The organism is Chloroflexota bacterium, assembly GCA_026710945.1.
Lineage (GTDB): Bacteria > Chloroflexota > UBA11872 > VXOZ01 > VXOZ01 > VXOZ01.
In genome coordinates, this window is the sequence record JAPOQA010000039.1 from 1 (window position 1) to 20,309 (window position 20,309).

Genomic DNA, 20,309 nt, shown 5'->3' on the forward strand with positions numbered 1-20,309 from the left:
AAAGGGGAAAAGTCGGCGCCGCCCTGCAGCGAAAGCACCTTGGTGATCGCAGCAGTGAGCGTGGTCTTGCCATGATCGATATGGCCGATCGTGCCAATATTCACGTGCGGCTTCGTTCGTTCAAATCGCTCCTTCGCCATCCTCTTGCTCTCTCCTTCTCTTCATTCCGACAATGAGTTAGTTTCTGCCGGCTCTCGCGACCAATTCGCGGGCACTTTGCACCAGTTCCTGGTAATGCGAGAATTGCATGGAATACGTACCGCGTCCCTGGGTGCTGGAACGCAAGTTGTTTACGTAACCGAACATCGTTGCGAGCGGTACCTTGGCCTGAATGACTTTGGTTCCAAGCCGCGTCTGAATTTCGTCAATGCTTCCGCGCCGCGCATTGAGCGCGCCTGAAATTTCGCCGAGGAATTCCTCAGGGATCATTACTTCCACCTGCATAATCGGCTCGAGCGTTACGGGGCGGGCCTTTACCAGCCCCTCGCGCATCCCCATGACGGCGGCGTTATGGAACGCAAGCTCAGACGAGTCTACAGGATGAAACGACCCATCGAATATCGTGACTCGCACGTCAACTACCGGATACCCGAGTGGACCCGCTAGCAAGCTATCCCTAATGCCGGATTGTACCGCCGGGACGTATTCCTTTGGGATGGTGCCGCCAACGATCTTGTTTTCAATTTGAATGCCGGCGCCGCTCTCTAGCGGCTCAATCCGTAGCCAGACGTGGCCGTACTGGCCTCTGCCGCCGGTCTGTCTAATGAAACGCCCTTCTTGCTCGACAGAGTTTTGAACTGTCTCTTTGTACGCCACTTGAGGGGCGCCGAGCGAAGCCTCGACATTGAACTCCCGCAGCAGCCGATCTGCGATGACTTCCAAGTGCAATTCGCCCATGCCACCAATGATAGTTTCCCCGGTTTGCGGATCTTGTCCGGCACGAAACGTCGGGTCCTCTTCGGAAAGGCGGCGCAGCGCCGTGGAAAGCTTATCTTCATCGAGGCGGCTCTTGGGTTCAATTGCCATATGCAGCACAGGATCCGGGAAGCGGATGGATTCAAAGGTAATTGGATGGTCTATTTGGCAGAGGGTGTCGCCTGTAAAAGTATTCTTAAGTCCAACGGCGGCCACAATATCACCGGCAAAGATGGCTGATACATCTTCTCGTTTGTCCGCATGCATAAAGAGGAGACGCCCAAGCCGCTCACGACGGTCCTGGCTCGCATTGAGCATCTGCGCTCCGGCGTCTGCCGTGCCTGAGTAAACGCGCAGGTAAACCAGCCTCCCGCTAAATGGATCGGTAACTACCTTGAACGCCAAAGCCGCAAAAGGAGCGTCATCGCTGGAGGGCCGCGATTCTTCCAAACCGGAATGCGGCGCCAAGCCTTGAATTGGCGGCACCTCAGTTGGAGACGGCAAGTAATCTACCACGGCGTCGAGCAATGGCTGCACGCCTTTGTTGCGGAGCGCGGCGCCGCACAGAACGGGCACAAGCGCGACACGGCACGTTGCCCGGCGCAAAGCAGACTTCAGCTCTTCGACTGACATCTCCTCGTCGTTGAGATACTTCAGTAAGAGTTCCTCATCCTGCTCAGCGATCGCCTCGATCATTTCGTGCCTGCGCTGCTCGGCTTCAGTGAGGAGTTCATCCGGAATTTCCATGATGGTGGGCTTTGCCCCGAGTTCGTCTGAAAACGTGACAGCTTTCATGGAAAACAGGTCGATCATCCCGACGAAAGAATCCTCCGCGCCAATCGGAATCTGGATAGGTACCGGCTGTGCTTTCAGCCGATCGCGAATCATCTCTATGCAATTCCAAAAGTCGGCGCCGATGCGATCCATCTTATTTATAAAACAGATGCGCGGCACTCCATAGCGATCTGCCTGACGCCACACAGTTTCCGATTGCGCTTCAACCCCCGATACCGCGTCAAACACCACAACACCGCCGTCAAGAACCCGCAATGAGCGCTCTACCTCGGCGGTAAAGTCGACGTGCCCAGGCGTATCGATGATGTTAACGCGATGGTCGCGCCACATGGAAGTCGTGGCCGCGGCTGTAATCGTAATGCCGCGTTCCCGCTCCTGCACCATGAAGTCCATGGCCGTGGTACCTTCATGCACCTCGCCCATGCGATGAATACGCCCTGAGTAGAAGAGCACCCGCTCGGTGGTGGTGGTCTTTCCGGCGTCAATGTGGGCAATGATGCCGATATTACGGTATTTCTCTATTGGGAATTGACGTTCCATGCGCTAAGTTCTTGGTGCCTCGCTAAGGTTGTATTCTTCTACAACTATCGTTTTATTCACCGGAAATCTCACGCTTACCAGCGGTAATGCGAGAATGCCTTGTTGGCCTCTGCCATGCGATGCGTTTCATCGCGGCGTCGAATAGACGCGCCCTGGCCGTCGGCAGCGTCGATGAGTTCCTCCGCAAGCTTGATTGCCATGCTTGGTCCCCGACGCTCGCGAGAATACCGCACGATCCACCGCAGTGCCAAAGAGAGCCGCCGACCGCTAGGTATCTCCATCGGAACCTGGTACGTGGCTCCGCCGACGCGGCGCGGTCGTACTTCGACCAGGGGCGTAACATTACGCACCGCTAGATCGAATATATCCAGACCGGAACGGCCGGTACGCGATTCGATGATATCGAAGGCGTGATACACAAACCTCTCCGTCGTACTCTTCTTGCCGCACTGCATCAGCTTATTTATAAACTGCTGCAACGTAACACTGCGAAACTTTGGGTCCGGCGGAATCTTCCGCTTTGTCACTCTTTCTCGCCGTGGCATTCTCAATTGCCCCTTACGCACAGCAGCGTTGTCAGCTTCGATGTCGATGCCAACAACAGCTGCAAGAAACTTAATCGTTGCGTTACATACTCAGCGGGAGTTTGCCTAGGAGGCACCGGCCCCCGTAACCGGTCTTGAGCGTCTTGTCCCGTACTTGGAGCGACTCTTATTGCGGTCCTGGGGCGCACCTGCGTGTGTGTAAACGCCTTCAGCGTCCAAAGTGCCACGTACAATGTGGTAGCGAACACCTGGTACGTCCTTTACACGCCCGCCCCGAATAAGAACCACCGAATGCTCCTGCAGATTGTGGCCCTCGCCTGGGATGTATGCCGTTACTTCCCTGCCGTTGGTCAACCGCACGCGCGCCACCTTACGCAGCGCGGAATTCGGCTTCCTTGGCGTCAGTGTACGCACCGAAATGCAAACACCGCGCTTTTGTGGCGATCCATCAGTGCGAACAGACCGATTCTTAAGAGCGTTGAAGTTCCAATGCAAGTCCGGAGACTTGCCTTTGAACGTTTTGGTCTTTCGCCCCTTGCGTACGAGCTGATTGGTTGTCGGCACGGTTTGAACCTACCAATTCATGGGTTCTTAAGCCACATTACACGCAAAAATAGAGTGTATCACTTGCACCCACCTCTGTCAACAGAGCGACTGAACAGAGTGGCAGTTCTGCCAACGACTGGAATGCGCCGGTCCCCGCTGACCGGCAGGGCATTCCACTCAAGAGTTTGCGGTCCGCTGGCATTCTAACACGTGCCGCTCCCCCAGCGACGTGCGGGCCTGGTGATTTGGAAAGTGGCTGGACAGATTCAGAGCTGGAAATCCAAGATGCACGATCTGCCAAAGTACTCGAGCTCCCGCGCGCCGCCAGTGGCAACGCAATCTCGCCTCGGACTGGAGAGACGAGTCTCAAGCCATGGGGGTCTCTCCTGATTCAAAACCGGTCATGAGACTCCCATGCGGCGGAGAAGCGCGTGGTCGGTTGAGATGAGCCTGTCCAGAAGCGCGATTCGCAGCTCGTCTCGCACCCCGGCATGCCTTGGGTCGTCCCAAAGGTTGTGGACTTCGTCCGGGTCTTCCTGCAAATCGAAGAGCTCGCCGTAAGTCTGTCCTGAATATGCCGTTAGCCGGTAGCGATCGGTGACGAGCGTCCGTAAACGAAAGCCGAGATCATCTTGGTCGTCCTCGACGAGAGCACCGCTAGCCGAGCCGCTATCTGCGCCTTTCGCGACTGGCAGCAAGCTCCGTCCGGGCCACGGCGGCAACTGCGGTGTTCCCACAAGCTGTGGCGGCGCAGGGCCTTCTGGGATTGGGACGCCTGCAATGTCGAGCAGGGTCGGGGCAAAGTCGAGCAGACTGACCACACCATCGTGAGTTGCACCCGCTGCAATGTGCCCCGGCCAACTTAAGATAAGCGGTACCCGAATAACGCTGTCGTAATGGTAGGGTCCTTTGCCCCACATGCCATGGTCACCCAGCGCCTCTCCGTGGTCCGCGGCAAATACGACAACCGTGTCCTGGTCCAGTCCGTTCTCTCTCAGTGCGCTTAGGACTGCACCCACGTTGTCGTCGATCATCTCGATGAGACCGTAGTAATGGGCCGCACATTCATTGCGATGCGGGTCAATGTCGCTGCCTTTCGTGGGCCGTGCGTAGATGCGGGCGATGTGCGGCGGCAGGTCTTCAAACTCGCCGACGCGCCGTTTAGGTGGCGGTACCATTTCTGGACTGTAGCGATAGCAGTAGGGCTCCGGCGGCGCCAGCGGCACATGGGGATCGGCAATCGAACACCAGAGCAAGAATGGCTTGGGCGATCGGTCATGTGACAGCGTTTGCGCTTGCTTTGCCTGCCCGTAGCGATTGAGGTACTCAATCGTGCGTTCACATGTCCACGTCATCGGATGCAGTTCGGCGGGCAATGCCCACTTATAGGACATGGAATAGTAGTCTGCAGCCGGACTTGGCGGTACGAGCGTCGTCCTTTCGTGGAAGAGGTGGGCCTGGCCCGGGTGCTCACGGTCGAGCCAGTTCACGTACTCGCCCCAGGATCCATGCCCATGACCGTTTACGAATCGAACCTCTTCAAAGCCGTAATAGGGAGTGGGAAGCTTCGATATGCGTCCGGAGCGCCACATATCCCGCGCTTCTGGGAACTCATGCGGGTCTACCTGATCCAGTGGCATGCCTGCCGGTGTGTGGCTTGTGCGCAGATGGGGCTTGCCGGCGTAGTGTGTCTGATAGCCGGCCTTTCGCAGCGCTTCCGGCATGGTGGGCACGTTGTAGCTGAGCGGAATGCCGTTCATGCGCACGCGATGTCCCCGAGTCGTAAGCCCGGTAAAGAGCGTCACTCGCGATGGCGTGCAAAGCGGATTCGAAACGTAGGCGCGGGAAAAGATCATACCGCTTGCTGCCAGAGCGTCTATGTGCGGCGTCCGTACAACAGGATGGCCGGCATATCCAAGGCAGGTGGGGTTGTGCTGATCGGTTGTAATTATGAGGAAGTTTGGGCGGTTTTCCGAGTAGTCCGGGGAGATGGTTGACACTGAGCAATCCAGTTTCCGTACTTGGCGCCTCTGAGGTGTAAGGTAGGTGGGCTAAGGAACGAGGCTGCTAATTCATCGCTTGGGAGGCGCAAAATTGAAGGGTTGCGAAACGCCTGGACGGCATCGTATCATTCACGATACCTGCGGACAACCACACGGATTTGGCTACAAACGGAATGACATAGCGAATTGGGTGATCGCACCGGTGTACGTAGGTCGGAATCAACTTCTGCGACGCCCCGATAAATTCGTGCAAGCATAGAACTCACTACGAATTACAAGAGAAACAAGAATGGCAGGAAAAGCGCCGCTAAGTTCGCGCGACATTCAGGAGAGAGTCCGTGCGCAAGTCTCTCGTCAGGAGTATGGCGCCAAGTCTCAGATCGACGGCGTCCTATTCCTGCCGTTGCCAACGTTTGCTGAAGACGGCGGCACGTTCTCTGAACTTGGACGTTTGGATTGCGGAGCGATAGCGGGCCTTGCAGACTTCGAGGTACGGCAAGTCAACTGTTCCTCAATGGCTGCAGGGGCAATCAAGGCATGGCACTTGCACTTCAATCAAGAAGACCTATGGTTTGTGCCCCCATCCCAGGCGTTGTTGGTTGGATTGTGGGATGTGCGCGAGGGTTCTGCAACTTCCGGCAACACGATGCGGTTCGTCCTCGGGAGGGGTCGCAGTCAACTCCTCTACATTCCCCGCGGCGTGGCGCACGGAGCAGCCAACCTCGGAACTGACGACGTCTTTCTCTTCTATTTCGTGAATCAGCAGTTCGATGCCAAAGACCCGGACGAGCGCCGCTTGCCCTATGACGCGTTGGGAGAGGACTTTTGGGAGATACAACCCGGGTAGCCTTTTGGCTGCTCTGCTCGGTGGTAGGGACTCTCAATTGAGCAAAGTGCCGGTGGCAGAATTGCGGCCTTCGAATTCGATTTGGAAATCTCCTAGGTCCCCTTGACCGGGCTGGTCCAGCGCAGGACGGTCGCGCCCCACGCGAGGCCCGCGCCGAATGCGACCATGGCGATGGTGTCACCGAGTTTGATGCGCCCCTCTTCAATGGCTTCGCAGAGCGCTACCGGAATCGATGCGGCTGACGTATTGCCGTACTTTGCTACGTTGGTGAACACCCTTCTCATTGGTAGTCCGAGCGTTTGGGCGGCGGATTGAATGATACGGATATTGGCTTGGTGGGGAATCAGGAGATCGATCTGGTCTAGCGTCAAATCGGCTTTCTCAACGGCGGTAGCCAGTGACGTAGTCATCGCGGTTACGGCGAAGCGGTACACTTCTCGTCCATTCATGGATAGCTTTCCGTCAGTCGGCAGCGTAAGAAGATCACCCCCCGCGCCGTTAGAGCCTAAATCGAAAGCCAGGGGCCCTCCGGGTTCATTTGACGCCTGCACTACGACAGCGCCGGCGGCATCGCCAAAGAGCACGCAGGTTGTGCGATCTGTCCAGTCCACGTGGCGAGTGAGGACTTCCGAGCCGATAACGAGGATAGTGCGGTACTGGCCTGAGGCAACAAACCCCTGCGCAACGGCGAGCCCATGGATGAACCCCGCACACGCCTGATTGAGATCAAGCGCGGCGGCACGATTAAGCCCTAGTCGCTCCTGAACGCGGTTGGCGATACTGGGAAAGAGAGACTCAGGCGTGCAGCTCGCGGCGATTACTATATCTACGTCGGCGGCAGTGACGTTCGCCCGTGCAAGCGCTTCGTGGGCGGCCTCGGCGCCCAGCGAGTCGGTAGTTTCACCGGCAGAAACTATGCGCCGCTCGCTAATGCCCGTGCGGCTAACGATCCACTCGTCCGCCGTTTCCACCATTTTTTCAATGTCTGCGTTGGTGAGACGCCGTTTCGGCAGCGCCTTGCCCCAGCCTGTAATGTGTGCGTACATAATTGGATAGTCTTGAGCGAGACTGTGATTTTCTGCTTAGCGACTTCTTATCGTAGGGTCTTTGCTACGTAGGGTCAACCAATTCCTGCTCGATCCAGGCGCTGCCGAGTTGCCGCAGAACGTCAGTTAATTCGCTCGCCAGCGGCGCCTCAAATTGCACCCGCGCACCTGTTGCCGGATGCGCAAATCCCAGCGTTCGCGCGTGCAAGAAAGTACGGCGCAAACCGGGCAACGTAGACCTATGCCCATACTTAGGGTCTCCCGCAACAGGGATCCCTGCGGCTGACAGGTGCACGCGAATTTGGTGGGTGCGCCCGGTAGCAGGGACTATTTCGAGGAGCGAACGCGGACCCAATGACTCAACCACGGTGAAGTGGGTGGTGGCAGTCTTGCCATCCCGTATAACGCCCATGGCTGTCCGCCGGGTTGGATGACGTCCTACCGGCGCATTGATGACACCCCGCTCGACAGCGGGAGTGCCCTCCACTAATGCGACATACGTTTTGTCGATTGATCTTGCGGTGAACTGCGCCACGAGACCTGCATAGGCGTCAGGACTGCGGGCAACTACCATTACGCCGGAAGTATCTTTGTCCAGTCGATGCACGATGCCTGGACGAAGATTGTTGCCGACACTTAAGAGTTCCGGGAAGCGGCCGATGAGTTGATTGACGAGCGTGTGTTTAGATTGCCCGGCGCCAGGATGTACGACCAGTCCCGCCGGTTTGTTGACTACGACTATGTCCGCGTCACAGTGCAAAATTGGCACCGTGAGCGGTTCGGCGCTGAGAACCGGCTCGCAGGCTTCAGGCAACTCAACCTGGATTACGCTGCCGGCATGCACCTTTGTAGAAGGGCCGACTGCTTGCCCGGCGATGCCCACGCGGTTTGCTTCAATCAGCCGCTTCACTTGCGAGCGGCTGAGTTCGGGTTCAGCAGCGGCAATGTAGACGTCGAGGCGCTTGCCCTCATCACCACACGTCGGCGTCAAGAGTAACGTCGGCATCGCTTGGTGAACACCTTCTGACGAATCAAGAGAGCGATGAATCCGGCTCTTCGCTACGTGGCTGCCGGTCTTGCCACAGGAGGACAAACGCAAGTCCAATGGCGCCGATGACTACGCAACTGTCGGCAACGTTAAAGGCGGGCCAGTAGGGCAGTTTTACAAAATCGACCACATAGCCTAAGCGAATACGGTCGATCAAGTTCCCAAGAGCGCCGCCAAGCTCCAGGGAAAGCGCCAACGTGAGCAGGAAAGATTGGCCCAAAGTCTTGACCAAATAGAAGGCAATGACCCCAATGAGAATTACGATGGGGACAGTCAGGACATAGGGCATTCCCGTGAGCATGCCGAAGGCAACGCCGGAATTCGTGACATATGTTAGCCGTAGCAGATCGCCGATGATCGACACGGTGCCTTGCGGTTTCAACCATTCAACGATGAAGGCCTTGGTTATCTGGTCGCTAATGATGATTGATGCTGCGAGGAGCAGCGGCCAGATTAATTGCTTGCTTTTGACTCTCAGGACAAATTCACTCACGGTCAGTTCCGTTCTTAGTAGAAATTCTGCAAGGGTCCCTGCTAAACGTCCGGCCCCAAAGCCCAGAATCGATCTAGCCGAATTGTTCCCTGACGCTTCAATCGTACCATGCCCCAGAATTGCGTGACAGCATCAACCTTGAGTGAGGATGGGGCGACACATGGGAGTTGCCAGCGTGACGGATTCTTTTGTGCAACCAATCTCTGTCGGCAAGCAAGCTGGTGTCCTCTTGCAGCTCATCTGAAGGCAAAGCAAGGGGCGTTCGTTAGGGTACCCAAACAGTGATACTTCCGTACAATTTCACGTTGTAGAGTCAGGAAGTAAAGGACGAAGCCGCGCGGGTTTGGTCGGGGTGCCGTGGCCTTCCGCCTTAGTTCATTGCACGCGGGGCGTGGTCGTAGGCATGCTATAATGCCCGTGGGTTTCACCGTAGATTTGCACTAAGTATTTTGGGTACACCATCCGGTTACCACAATTTGGAGGTATGCGCGAGTATGGCAAAAGAGGCAGTCGCAGCGAAGGACGTGGACACACAGCATAAATGGGTGTACCGATTTGAAGACGGTGACGCGTCTATGCGTGACCTGCTGGGCGGCAAGGGCGCAAATTGCGCCGAGATGATGCGCGCCGGCCTCCCGGTGCCTCCAGGATTTGTCGTTACTACGGAAGCCTGCAACGCGTTCTACGAGTCGGGTGAGCAATTCCCAATTGGCATGTGGGACCAGGCGTTGGAAGCGCTCCAGGACTTGGAAGAAAAGACCGGCAAGCGGCTTGGTGACGTAGAGAACCCCTTGCTGGTCTCCGTCCGCTCCGGGGCGAAATTCAGCATGCCCGGCATGATGGATACGATTCTCAATTTGGGTCTGAATGACGACACGTTGCAAGGCGTGATTGCGCAGACTCAGAACGAGCGCTTTGCGTGGGACTCCTACCGACGCTTTGTGCAAATGTACGGCAACGTCGTCCTTGAAGTTGATAAAGATCGCTTTGAGCACGCATTAGAGGCCATAAAGCACGAAGCTGGCATTGAGCAAGACGTAGACCTTACGGTCGCTCACCTGCAAGATGCAGTGCGGCGATTCAAGGACATTGTAGAGAGCGAGACCGCAAAGGCTTTTCCCAGCGATCCACTGGGCCAGTTGCATGGCGCGATCGAGGCTGTCTTCGCTTCATGGAATAACCGGCGCGCTATAGACTATCGGAATTTTCATCGGATACCCCACTCCCTCGGCACGGCCGTGAACGTTCAGGCTATGGTCTTTGGCAACATGGGGAGTGATTCGGGCACCGGTGTGGCCTTTACGCGCAATCCTTCTACCGGCGATCCGGCGCTCTTTGGCGAGTTTCTGGAGGATGCCCAGGGCGAGGATGTGGTCGCCGGTGTGCGAACGCCGCTGCCGATTGCCAAGCTGCAAGAAGTTTGGCCGGACATATACGACGAGTTCTCGGAGATCGCCCGGCGACTCGAGAATCACTATCGCGAAATGCAGGACATGGAGTTCACCGTCGAGCGCGGCACGCTCTACATGCTCCAGACTCGCACAGGCAAGCGTACCGCGAGTGCGGCCGTAAGAATTGCGGTAGATATGTTCAATGAGGGGCTTATTACAAAGGAAGAGGCAATCGCCCGGGTGGAACCGGAACAGATCGACCACCTGCTCCACCCGCGGATCGATCCCAATGCCGAAGTAAGCGTGATTGCCAAGGGTCTCAATGCCTCGCCGGGGGCCGCGGTTGGAATGGCGTTTTTTGACCCCGATGAGGCGGAATCCGTAGCCCGGCAAGGGCACAGCGTGATCTTGGTGCGTCCTGAGACGAGTCCCGATGACGTGCACGGCATGATTGCTTCACAAGGAATCTTGACGGCGCGCGGCGGCGCTACTAGCCATGCGGCCGTAGTTGCCCGTGGCTTGGGCAAGCCCTGCGTTGCTGGCTGCGATGAAATTCGGATCGACATGGAAAACGAGTGCTTTACTGCGGGTGATGTGACCATCAAGAAACGGGACTCCATTTCGCTCAACGGCAGCACCGGCGAAGTCATTCTGGGAGAAGTTTCCTTGATTCAACCCGAAATCACGCCGGAAATGAGCGAGTTGCTGCGTTGGGCGGATGCGATTCGACGTCTGGAAGTGTGGGCCAATGCAGATTACCCCCGCGACGCCGCGCTGGCACGCACCTACGGCGCGCAAGGCATCGGGTTGTGCCGCACGGAGCACATGTTCTTTGAGGAAGAGCGGTTACCCGTCGTGCAGCGGATGATCTTGGCAAGCAGTTCAAGTGAGCGCCAAGCCGCTTTGGACAAGCTGTTGCCCATTCAGCGCGGTGACTTCGAGGGCATCTTGCGTGCCATGGATGGTCTGCCGGTTGTCATTCGCCTGCTCGACCCGCCCCTCCATGAATTCTTGCCCGACTACGCGGAATTGCTGGAGGAAGTGGCCACATTGCGCGCGACGGCTCAGGATCCCCAACGGCTTAAGGAGCGGCAGGCGCTCTTGGAAAACGTCGCGTCGCTGCGTGAGGCTAACCCCATGCTTGGCTTGCGCGGGTGCCGGCTGGGTCTTGAGTATCCCGAAATCTACGAAATGCAGGTACGCGCGATCCTGGAAGCGGCGCTTGCGATCAAGCAAGAGGGCGGCGATCCCCACCCGGAGATCATGATTCCGCTTGTCAGCCACGCGAATGAACTCGGCGTGCTGCAGCGGGACCTTGAGCGCATTGTGCAAAAGGTCGAACAGGAGCAGGGCGACAGTGTGGCATACAAATTCGGCACCATGATCGAGGTGCCGCGTGCTGCATTGACGGCCTCCGAGATTGCGGAACATGCGGAGTTCTTTAGTTTCGGTACCAATGACCTGACCCAAACTACCTATGGTTATTCCCGCGATGATGCGGAAGGGAAGTTTCTGCTGAACTATGTGGAGAACGCAATCCTGCCGGAGAATCCTTTCCAAGTACTCGACCGGGATGGCGTGGGCCGGCTGGTTTCGATTGCGGTGGCAGAAGGGAGAAAGTCGCGTCCAGGCCTTGAAGTAGGCATCTGCGGGGAGCATGGCGGCGATCCCAGTTCCATCTATTTCTGCCATGGCGTCGGTCTAGACTACGTGTCGTGTTCACCTTACCGTGTCCCGGTGGCCCGCATTGCCGCGGCGCAAGTAACGCTTGAGAATCAGACACCTGCAGACAAGTAAATGGCCGAATGAGACATAACGTGACATGCACGAGGAGGACGCCGTGGAGACGATGGCAGACGCCGACATACTGCAGGCACTAGCAGATCGGCCGGAAGAGTGGGGCCAAGTGCGTATCAGCGTACCCCCTGATACGGGCAGGTTTCTCCACGTGCTGGTTCAAGTGGCAAAACCCAAGCGCATCCTGGAAATCGGCATGTTTCACGGGTATTCCACTATCTGGATTGGGCTGGCCGCGCGTGAAGTTGGCGCCCGCATCACTACGCTAGAACTCGAATCCGAGAAAATAGCCGTGGCTGAGGCAAACTTTGCCAAGGCAGGCTTGGCGGATGTAATCACCGTGATACAGGGTGACGGCAAGCAGACTTTGGCATCTCTCGCAGGGCCGTATGATCTTGTCTTTCTCGATGCGGCCAAAGAAGACTATGCGGCCTACTTTGATCTGATCTACCCCCGACTCTCCCCGGGAGGCGTCATTGTGGCCGATAACGCAGTCTCTCATGGTGAATATCTGGAAGAGTACTTTAGCAAGGTGCGGAACCATCCGAACTGCGTGAGTGTGCTGGTGCCCATAGGGACGGGAGAAGAGGTGACGTACAAGAAGGGTTAATCGTGGATGGGCGGGAAAGTGCGGCAGACTCTTCCACACTGCAGCGGGTCCGTTTGGCCTCCTCACTGCGCAGGAAAGGGATTCGGGATACCCGTATCCTCAATGCGATTGGGCAAATTCCACGCGAGGACTTCGTAGACGACTGCCTGCGCCATGATGCCTATCAGGATACCCCACTGCCCATTGGCGAAGGGCAGACAATATCGCAACCCTACGTGGTTGCCCTTATGACTGAAGCGCTTTCGCTGACGGGTAAGGAGCATGTGCTCGAAATCGGCACCGGTTCCGGATACCAAACTGCGATCCTTTGCTGTTTGGCTCGCAGCGTGGTCTCTGTCGAACGATTTGCGGAGCTTGCGCTCGTTGCAGAGCGGCGCCTCTGTGACCTGGGTTGCGACAACTGTGACATTTTCGTCGCGGACGGCACGATGGGATGGCCGGATAGTGCGCCGTATGATGCCATAATCGTGTCCGCGGCAGCTCCAAGCGCCCCAGAACCGTTACTCAATCAACTCACCCAAGGCGGGAGGTGTGTAATTCCGGTCGGTGATCGCGAAAAGCAGACGCTTCTGCTGTTGGAGAATCAGGGAGACGATGTTAAGCGGCGTGATCTTGGCGCTGTACGCTTCGTTCCGTTGGTGGGCGAGCACGGCTGGCCTGAGGATGTGGGGTAGCCCATAGCTTTGGTCGCATGTATAATGCGGCTTAGCGTACTCTCCGAAGAGGTGGTGCTTCGGTACTCTGGCAGCGCTCTGTATTCGGCGAGCGCAGTACGTCCAGATATTGGTTGGCGAACCGGCGCAGGATAGCTGCGGCTGTGCCGCGCTCTTAGTAGCGCAGTTGGGGGTTTGCCATGTTTCAACTCGGTCTGATTTGAGGAAAGTGATGGAAGAATCGGTCTCTAATTTTCTAATCTACATAACTCAACAGCGAGAATTGTCAGCCAATACTCAGGCGGCTTATAAGAACGACTTGAATCAATTGACTAAATTTCTTCGCGCACAGGGCGTGAGCAATTGGGAAGTAGACCCCAACAGCATTGGGGCATTTGCACGGGACCTCTTGGACCGAGGCTACAGCGCATCCACGCGTGCCCGGAAGGTTGCCGCGGTGCGTTCCTTTTACCGCTACCTTGGCGAGCAGGGCATCGTAACGGAAGATCCGACGAAGGATCTTGGCAGCACCCACGTGGAGCGCATGGTGCCAACAGTTCTCACACACGCTCAAGTACGGGCGCTCTTCGCCGCTGCTGAAGAAAAGTCCACGCCGGAAGCCCTCCGCGATCAGAGCATTCTGCGGTTGCTGTACAGTACCGGCATACGCATCACTGAGGCGCTTGGAATAGATATAGGCGACGTAGTTGATGAAAGTCAACGTCTCGTGCTGCGCGCACGCAATAAGCAGTCAGTTGTTCCTATAGACGAGGCGTGCTTGGCTGCGATAGGGCATTACCTCGCAGAGAGCCGGCCGCAGTTGCAGACATCGCGTTCTGGCGAGGCGCTTTTTCTCAATCATCGCGGTCAACGGCTCACGCGTCAGGGCTTTTGGCTCATATTGAAGGGGTATGCTCGCGCTGCTCGCTTACCAGAGGTCACCCCGCAGACCCTGCGCCATACGTTTGCTGCCCATGCAATTGAGGGCAGCGTGCCTCTGCAGCATGTCCGCTCGATGCTTGGTCATACCAGCATCAGCACGACGCAGCGATACGCCCAACTTGCCGGGACGCGCCCGGATTCAAAGCCTGATTCCGATGAGAAAACTTAGGTCTCACGGACTGCTGCAGGCTTGGATGAGCCGCCTTCCGGTAGGCTTGTTGTTCTCCCTTCTCGCTGTCACAATCTTCGTCATAACGTCATGTTCCCAGGTCGCACCGGACCTTGGGGAGCTGCTGCCTGAGACCAAACTCCCAGCCGGCGAGGAGCGTCCTGCAGATTCCTTCGGGCCGCAGGATTCATCCCCACAGGCCGAGCAGACACTCCAACGTCTCCTTGCGACGGAAAAGCCCCAACGAGACCTATTCGACCTTGGCAAGCGCTATAAAGGCATATCCGACAATGTCGACCGAGTGGTGAATGCCGAGCGGCCCAACTATGCTTTGGGTACCGTGCAGAGGTTTTGGGTTGCGGACGATGAAAACAGTACTTATTACCAGATCGAGGCCGAACTGCGCGGGAAATCAGAGCACCTCTACATGTATGTAGAAGTAGGGTTGGACCTGCCACAGTCCGGAATCGACAAGACGATTCGCGAGTTTGAGGACACCATCTATCCGAGGATACGCAGGTATTACGGAGAGGAATGGAGCCCGGGCGTAGACAATGATCCGAGAATTACTATTCTCAATGCCCGCATACCCGGCGTGGGCGGCTACTATTCTTCAGCCGACGAGTTTCCGAGCGAAGTGAATCCGTTCAGCAACGAACGAGAGATGTTTTACATAAATGTGGATAGAGTCGAGTACGGTCCTGGAACCGAATTCTACCTGTCCACACTTTGTCATGAATTCCAACACATGGTGCATTGGAACAAGAATCCAACCCAGGAGACCTGGCTCAACGAAGGTGCTGCCATGGTTGCGTCGGAATTGTGCGGCTATAGCCTGGGTGATATTGCGTCCTGGTATGCAAGAGACTCAGACGTGCAGCTTACGCATTGGAGCGATGATCCACGAGGAGCCTTGCCCCACTACGCAGCGGCATACCTCTTCATGGATTACTTTGCGCAACACTATGGCGGCTATCGGGAGCTAAAAACCCTCATTGCTCTGCCCGCGCGCGGCCAGGCTACAATCGACGCCTATCTGGCAACAGAAGGATACGCCGTGGACTTCTACGACGTGTTCGCGGACTGGACTGCGGCGAACTACATAGATGACGAACGACCTGACAATGGCGCCTACTACTACGACGTGCGCCTGCCCCGCATGCGTCCCCAAGAGATAGTACGCCGGCAGACCTTCGAAGAGAACTTATCGGTAAAGCAGTTTGGCGTCCAGTATATCGATCTTCGCATGCCGCAGGGCAACTATACGCTGGACTTCTTAGGCGCGTCGCAGGTTCGGCTCTTCCCAACTTCCGCTCCCAGCGGTACGCACGTTTGGTGGGGCAATCGTTCTGACATGGCAGCCACATCTCTCACGCGAGAGGTAGATCTACGGGATGCCGATTCTGCGATTCTTCGCTTTAGCACGTGGTACGACATCGAATCAGACTTTGACTATGCCTACGTCGCAGCTTCGAGCGATGGCGGCGTGACGTGGACGACTCTGCCCGGCACGAGCACAACGACTGAGAACCCAAATGGCAACAATCTCGGCCACGGATTCACGGGAAAGAGCGGTGGTGGGGACATCGCGCGCTGGATCGAAGAGGAAGTCAGCCTTGCTGACTACGCTGGTAAGCAGATTCTCTTGCGCTTCGAGTATGTGACGGATGATGCGATCAACAGTGTGGGCATTCTGGTAGACGATTTCTCGATTAGCGGTATCGAGTTTGGCGACGATGCCGAGACGGATGGCGATTGGGAGGCGAGAGGTTTCTTTCGTACCGACGGGGTCCTGCCGCAGTACTACATTGTGCAACTCGTACGCTACGTGGACGGCTTCCCGACAGTCGAGCGCGTTATGCTGCAAGGTCAAGAGGAAAGAGACATCTCATTCTTCCTTGATAGCTTCGGCCAAGATCTGCAAAGCGCTGTCCTTATCGTGAGCGGGGCCACGCCCATCACAACTGAGGTCGCTCACTTCAACATTCGCCTCGCGCCGGTCGCTAGCGAGTAACTCTCTTCCCCACATCGCGGTAGGACCTTCTCGCGCAGCCGCCTACGCGCGGTCTGCAAACTCTTTGCCTCGCTGGATGTACGCTTGCACTGCCAGCAAGAACTCGGCGTGACTCCATGTGTATGGGTTTACAGAAATTGGAGCATGCGTATACGGGTGGAATTGTTCGGCAAGCATACCCGTTGACAGAGCATGGCGATGCGCCCACCTGAGGAGTTCTTCCGCGGGCTTCAAGTCATCCAGGCACTGGGCGCGGGCGATATGCCAGCGGCAGAGCCACATCGTGGTAACTGCCCAGGGATTGCCCGGCACGTTGCCAATGTCCGTGCTGACTTGTAGGAAACGATCGTTCTCAGATCGCGCAAGGCCGCCAACCTCCGTGTGGCACCAAAGCTGCTGGCGCACGGTTGCCATGGTACGCTGCATGCGCTCATCGTCGGGCGAAATCATACCGAATAGGAAGAGACCGGCGACGCTCGCATCAATTGTAGAATCCGGTATCGGCTCCCGCGTTCCAAAGATGCGGAGGCGAGTGACGTAGCGTCCGGTCTCCTTATCGTAGAACAAGGAGTCAAAATGGCGTCGAATCTGGGTCGCAGCTTCCTGCGCGGCGCATGTGAGTTCCGGTTGTCCGAAGGCGGCGGTGAACGTACAGGCCGCGCGCAGGCCGGCCCAGGTGGCTGCCAGTGTGTACGCGTGCATGCCGTAGGTCTCTTCCCACAGATCGAACGAAGGCAGCGGCAGTCCGTTATCTGGATTGCGATGGCTCAGAAGGAAGTCAAGCGCCGGTTGTACGAGGTCGGTGTAGACTGATCGCACGAAATCGAAGTCGCGGTCGAGACCAAAGTGCTCGCCGAGCGCCCAGAGCAGGATCGCCGTATTGTCAGCCGCCACAGGAAGGGTCTCTTTGCCATCGGGATCCACCCAGGGGTGGTTGAGGCTGCCAACCGCGCCAAACGGGGTGTACTTCGAGAAGAGAAACCCATCTGGCGAGGGAAGTTGGCGGCAGAAGGTATAGAATTGGCGCGTGAGATCCGTGTACCCTGCACGATCCAATGCTACTGCGGCAAGCGCACCGACTCGTGGGAAGAGGTAACTATACGTATCTCCGGTTTCACGGGCGATATCAGGATCGTTTCCCGCAATGATAGCGCCGGTATTGTCCACCTGTGTGCGCAGGGTCAGCAGGCTCCGATGGTAAAGGTCCCAAATGTCCTGCGGGATATCCGGCTGCGGCGTGCGGTGCTTGCGCACCCAAAACGACCAGTACTCCTGGGTGCGGTCGATGAAGCTATCCGGCGTTCGAAAGCGAACCAGTCTATTGTCTGCCAGCACTGCGCCCAGACTTGAGTTGGCGGCCACCCAATGGTAGCCGTTGCGGGCCTCACCGGGGGACATTTCGCCTAGGGACAGCATGCCCACGCAGTCGACGTCGCCGCGAGATACCGCGTTCTGCGAGAGCCAGCCGTCTTCAGCGTCTTGCCACGAACCTTGAGCGCCTTCGGCAGAGTAGACGCCTGTCGCCCAATCGCTGAGCCCGGCTTTGTCTCCGGTCATGACGTTCATCAGAAAGAACCGTTCGCCCTTGTATGCGATCAAGGCCTGGGTGGGAGGATGGTAGAATACCGTGTCTCCCACATCACCTCCCCCGAGACCCCACTCATAGTGAAAGTAGATCCGAATGTCTCGGGCAACGTCAGAGGTGTTTCTGACGTGGAGCTTCCGGAGAAACAGGTTGCGCACAAAGTCCAGACAATCCGTGAAGCGAATGTCGATATTGAGAAGTGGGTGGACTGCCCGTGCTTGGGTCACCAGGGAGTACTCAGCATAGCCAGGGGAGACTTCCCAGCCGGCGTCGCCGAGCCAGGAGAACTGATCGTCTACCCATACGCCAATGCGTGAGGGCCGAGCTGACAAGTGATTGTCGGCGCCAACGTTCGGATAGTAGAGATCGCGAATACGGTAGTGCTCATCGAAATTGATGAGCATGCTGCCATTGCCGATAGTTAGCGCACGCGGCACAGTCTTTCCTCCAGGCTCGATATCCGTGGCATTGTTATATCATAGCAGCCGCGCGCGCGGTGAGGAGCCTCATGTGGCAAGGGTGTGGCATGCAATAGTTTGCGCATCGGCGCCACTTCGTTGGCAGTCACAACTCAATTCCGGGCCGGTGACGAAGGGACCACCGGCGTGGCTTAGAAAGGGCCCCGCTACCAGGGCGGAATCTGCAATCAAGGTGGAGCATCTTGGTACCGGCAATTCAAGTTGACAGATAGCATTACAAGTGATAATCTGTCGCCAGCTAAGCGAGCTTCTTGTATGGGCCCGCTTCAGGTAGTGAGTGGTTTCAGGAGCATTGCATCTCGATAAGGAGAGAGCCAAATGCCAAGACTAGATGTTGACGTAACACGTCGTAGCTTTCTCGCTATGGCCGGGGGCGGTACTGCCGCGATAGTGCTCGCGGCATGCGGCGCCGCTGCAACGCCGGCAGCCGAGGAGAAGATGGAAGAAGCTCCGAAAGAAGAGCCCAAGGCTGCTGAAGAGATGGAGAAGGAACAGGTCACGGTTGTGGCTTGGAACGCAGCGTGGGGCGAGCCGTATTCCACCATTATGGGCGCCTACGGGCCGGCTTTTGAGGCCGATACGGGCATCGCGCTGGACTGGCAGTTTGTAAGCGATATCGAGCAAAAACTGATCGCGTCTATTGCTGCAGGCACCCCGCCGGACACCCACTATACGAATTGGGTTTTCCAGGGGCCATTTATGTTTAACGAGCTCATTCGTCCGCTGGATGAATATATGAAGGCGGCGGGTCACACTCGTGAAGAGTTCACCAAGGCCATGTGGGACGATAGCTCCCTCAACGGCCAGCTTTATGCAGTGCCGGGCGGCGCGGACTGGATCGTCTACTTCTGGAATAAGGACATGTACGTCCAGTTTGGTGAAGATCCGGAAGTCCCGCTTACCGACTTCGAGAACACTGAGGAAATCTCGCTCAAGCTCCACCAGCACGATGGCAGCAAGATTACCCATATGGGCTGGAATTATCGTAGCTTCAGTCGTGAGCGGCTTGGCTTCCTCTTTGGTGGGGAGTTCTACGATTACGATACCGGCAAAGTGACCCCGGACGATCCGGCCATCATTGAGTCCCTCAACTGGCTTGTCAGCCTGACCAAGAAGCAGGGTGGCAAAACGGCCGTCGATGAGTTCTACGGTGAAGCAGGCGGCTACGGCAACGCCGCGTTTGGCTGGTACCTCAGCACACTTGCCTACTTCTCCTCCGGGTTCTGGGCGCAGAATCGCATCGATACGAACGCCGAGGGCCTGCCGTACGGCATCGGCCTGCCGCCCACGATCGAGGGCGCTGAGGAAGGCATTCGCTTCAATTCGGTGCAGGGCTGGATGTATGCCATTCCGGTCAATGCCGCACATCCGGATGAAGCATGGGCATTTGACAAGTGGATGTTCATCGACAACTCCGGCAAGATGGGCTATGAGACCTTGAATGGTCCGTGCGTGATCGCCCAATTAGGCGAGTTCAAGGAAGGCCTCATCGCCAAGATCGGCGCGGACAACCGCATGACGCCGTATCTCGATGTCTTCCTGTCACTGGCTCAGTATGGTGAGACCTACTGGCCGCCAATCGCGACGGCCAGCGACTACCGGCGCGCGTTCCTCGATGCGTCCGTACAGATCATTGAAGAGAATATTACTGCTGAAGAAGCAATGAAGACGCTCGCAGAGACCCAGCAAGCCGAACTAGACTCGGCAATGAGCGGCTAGGGCTAATACCTTAGAATTGGGGCGGAGAGGCGCGGACAACACGTCCGTGCCTCTTCTTCTTTGTCGTTCGTGCCCGTGGGATTCAATCTCTTGGCGCGCATAGCCAAGTGTCTCAGCATTGCAATAGCAGTACATCGCTTTTGCGGTGAGTCTCAGTGTGAGCCGAGCATGT

Annotated in this window: 16 protein-coding genes; 7 read left to right on the forward strand and 9 right to left on the reverse strand. The window is 57.0% G+C overall.

All coding sequences use genetic code 11. The features are described 5' to 3' along the window. The 5 genes from OXE05_07535 to OXE05_07555 form a co-directional block, all read right to left on the reverse strand. A partial coding sequence (locus tag OXE05_07535) for a GTP-binding protein (GenBank protein MCY4437170.1) occupies positions 1 to 140 on the reverse strand: 140 nt, incomplete at its 3' end. A 37-nt stretch (positions 141 to 177) separates the two neighbouring features. Then, positions 178 to 2,250, reverse strand: coding sequence for an elongation factor G (fusA, locus tag OXE05_07540; GenBank protein MCY4437171.1), 2,073 nt, complete (start codon positions 2,248 to 2,250; stop codon positions 178 to 180). A gap of 74 nt (positions 2,251 to 2,324) precedes the next feature. Continuing rightward, positions 2,325 to 2,795 (reverse strand): 30S ribosomal protein S7, encoded by a 471-nt coding sequence (gene rpsG / locus OXE05_07545; GenBank protein ID MCY4437172.1) that lies wholly within the window; start codon positions 2,793 to 2,795, stop codon positions 2,325 to 2,327. Between the two features lie 105 nt (positions 2,796 to 2,900). Then, positions 2,901 to 3,359: a 30S ribosomal protein S12 gene (rpsL, locus tag OXE05_07550; GenBank protein MCY4437173.1), complete on the reverse strand. Its 459-nt coding sequence runs from the start codon at positions 3,357 to 3,359 to the stop codon at positions 2,901 to 2,903. Between the two features lie 383 nt (positions 3,360 to 3,742). Next, positions 3,743 to 5,341 (reverse strand): sulfatase-like hydrolase/transferase, encoded by a 1,599-nt coding sequence (locus tag OXE05_07555; GenBank protein MCY4437174.1) that lies wholly within the window; start codon positions 5,339 to 5,341, stop codon positions 3,743 to 3,745. 292 nt (positions 5,342 to 5,633) lie between these two features. Here OXE05_07555 and OXE05_07560 point away from each other — a divergent pair, with 292 nt between their 5' ends. Then, complete coding sequence (locus OXE05_07560) at positions 5,634 to 6,191, forward strand: dTDP-4-dehydrorhamnose 3,5-epimerase family protein (protein ID MCY4437175.1); 558 nt, start codon at positions 5,634 to 5,636, stop codon at positions 6,189 to 6,191. Positions 6,192 to 6,283: 92 nt separating this feature from the next. Here the strand turns inward: OXE05_07560 and OXE05_07565 are convergent, their stop codons facing one another. The 3 genes from OXE05_07565 to lspA form a co-directional block, all read right to left on the reverse strand. Next, positions 6,284 to 7,237 (reverse strand): ketoacyl-ACP synthase III, encoded by a 954-nt coding sequence (locus tag OXE05_07565; GenBank protein MCY4437176.1) that lies wholly within the window; start codon positions 7,235 to 7,237, stop codon positions 6,284 to 6,286. Positions 7,238 to 7,301: 64 nt separating this feature from the next. Then, on the reverse strand, positions 7,302 to 8,243 hold the full coding sequence (locus OXE05_07570; GenBank protein ID MCY4437177.1) for an RluA family pseudouridine synthase: 942 nt from the start codon (positions 8,241 to 8,243) through the stop codon (positions 7,302 to 7,304). A 25-nt stretch (positions 8,244 to 8,268) separates the two neighbouring features. Then, on the reverse strand, positions 8,269 to 8,778 hold the full coding sequence (lspA, locus tag OXE05_07575) for a signal peptidase II (protein ID MCY4437178.1): 510 nt from the start codon (positions 8,776 to 8,778) through the stop codon (positions 8,269 to 8,271). A gap of 494 nt (positions 8,779 to 9,272) precedes the next feature. Between lspA and ppdK the strand changes: the two genes are divergently transcribed. The 5 genes from ppdK to OXE05_07600 all read left to right on the forward strand — a co-directional run bounded on the left by ppdK (position 9,273) and on the right by OXE05_07600 (position 16,354). Continuing rightward, complete coding sequence (gene ppdK, locus OXE05_07580) at positions 9,273 to 11,966, forward strand: pyruvate, phosphate dikinase (GenBank protein ID MCY4437179.1); 2,694 nt, start codon at positions 9,273 to 9,275, stop codon at positions 11,964 to 11,966. A 52-nt stretch (positions 11,967 to 12,018) separates the two neighbouring features. Then, positions 12,019 to 12,576, forward strand: coding sequence for an O-methyltransferase (locus tag OXE05_07585; protein ID MCY4437180.1), 558 nt, complete (start codon positions 12,019 to 12,021; stop codon positions 12,574 to 12,576). A 2-nt stretch (positions 12,577 to 12,578) separates the two neighbouring features. Next, positions 12,579 to 13,250, forward strand: coding sequence for a protein-L-isoaspartate(D-aspartate) O-methyltransferase (locus OXE05_07590; protein MCY4437181.1), 672 nt, complete (start codon positions 12,579 to 12,581; stop codon positions 13,248 to 13,250). A 211-nt stretch (positions 13,251 to 13,461) separates the two neighbouring features. Further along, positions 13,462 to 14,340: a tyrosine-type recombinase/integrase gene (locus OXE05_07595; GenBank protein MCY4437182.1), complete on the forward strand. Its 879-nt coding sequence runs from the start codon at positions 13,462 to 13,464 to the stop codon at positions 14,338 to 14,340. Between the two features lie 25 nt (positions 14,341 to 14,365). Next, on the forward strand, positions 14,366 to 16,354 hold the full coding sequence (locus OXE05_07600) for an immune inhibitor A (protein ID MCY4437183.1): 1,989 nt from the start codon (positions 14,366 to 14,368) through the stop codon (positions 16,352 to 16,354). Between the two features lie 42 nt (positions 16,355 to 16,396). On the opposite strand, the gene OXE05_07605 is transcribed toward OXE05_07600, so the two are convergent. After that, complete coding sequence (locus tag OXE05_07605; GenBank protein MCY4437184.1) at positions 16,397 to 18,376, reverse strand: glycoside hydrolase family 15 protein; 1,980 nt, start codon at positions 18,374 to 18,376, stop codon at positions 16,397 to 16,399. Between the two features lie 360 nt (positions 18,377 to 18,736). Here OXE05_07605 and OXE05_07610 point away from each other — a divergent pair, with 360 nt between their 5' ends. Then, positions 18,737 to 20,137: an extracellular solute-binding protein gene (locus tag OXE05_07610; protein MCY4437185.1), complete on the forward strand. Its 1,401-nt coding sequence runs from the start codon at positions 18,737 to 18,739 to the stop codon at positions 20,135 to 20,137. Positions 20,138 to 20,309: the final 172 nt, after the last annotated feature.

Bases quoted from the DNA above. Each gene is read 5' to 3' on its own strand.
- OXE05_07595 (MCY4437182.1), top strand. From the start codon at position 13,462: ATGGAAGAATCGGTCTCTAATTTTCTAATCTACATAACTCAACAGCGA.
- ppdK (MCY4437179.1), top strand. From the start codon at position 9,273: ATGGCAAAAGAGGCAGTCGCAGCGAAGGACGTGGACACACAGCATAAA.
- OXE05_07570 (MCY4437177.1), bottom strand. From the start codon at position 8,243: ATGCCGACGTTACTCTTGACGCCGACGTGTGGTGATGAGGGCAAGCGC.
- OXE05_07610 (MCY4437185.1), top strand. From the start codon at position 18,737: ATGCCAAGACTAGATGTTGACGTAACACGTCGTAGCTTTCTCGCTATG.
- OXE05_07565 (MCY4437176.1), bottom strand. From the start codon at position 7,237: ATGTACGCACACATTACAGGCTGGGGCAAGGCGCTGCCGAAACGGCGT.
- fusA (MCY4437171.1), bottom strand. From the start codon at position 2,250: ATGGAACGTCAATTCCCAATAGAGAAATACCGTAATATCGGCATCATT.
- rpsG (MCY4437172.1), bottom strand. From the start codon at position 2,795: ATGCCACGGCGAGAAAGAGTGACAAAGCGGAAGATTCCGCCGGACCCA.
- OXE05_07560 (MCY4437175.1), top strand. From the start codon at position 5,634: ATGGCAGGAAAAGCGCCGCTAAGTTCGCGCGACATTCAGGAGAGAGTC.
- OXE05_07600 (MCY4437183.1), top strand. From the start codon at position 14,366: ATGAGCCGCCTTCCGGTAGGCTTGTTGTTCTCCCTTCTCGCTGTCACA.
- OXE05_07585 (MCY4437180.1), top strand. From the start codon at position 12,019: ATGGCAGACGCCGACATACTGCAGGCACTAGCAGATCGGCCGGAAGAG.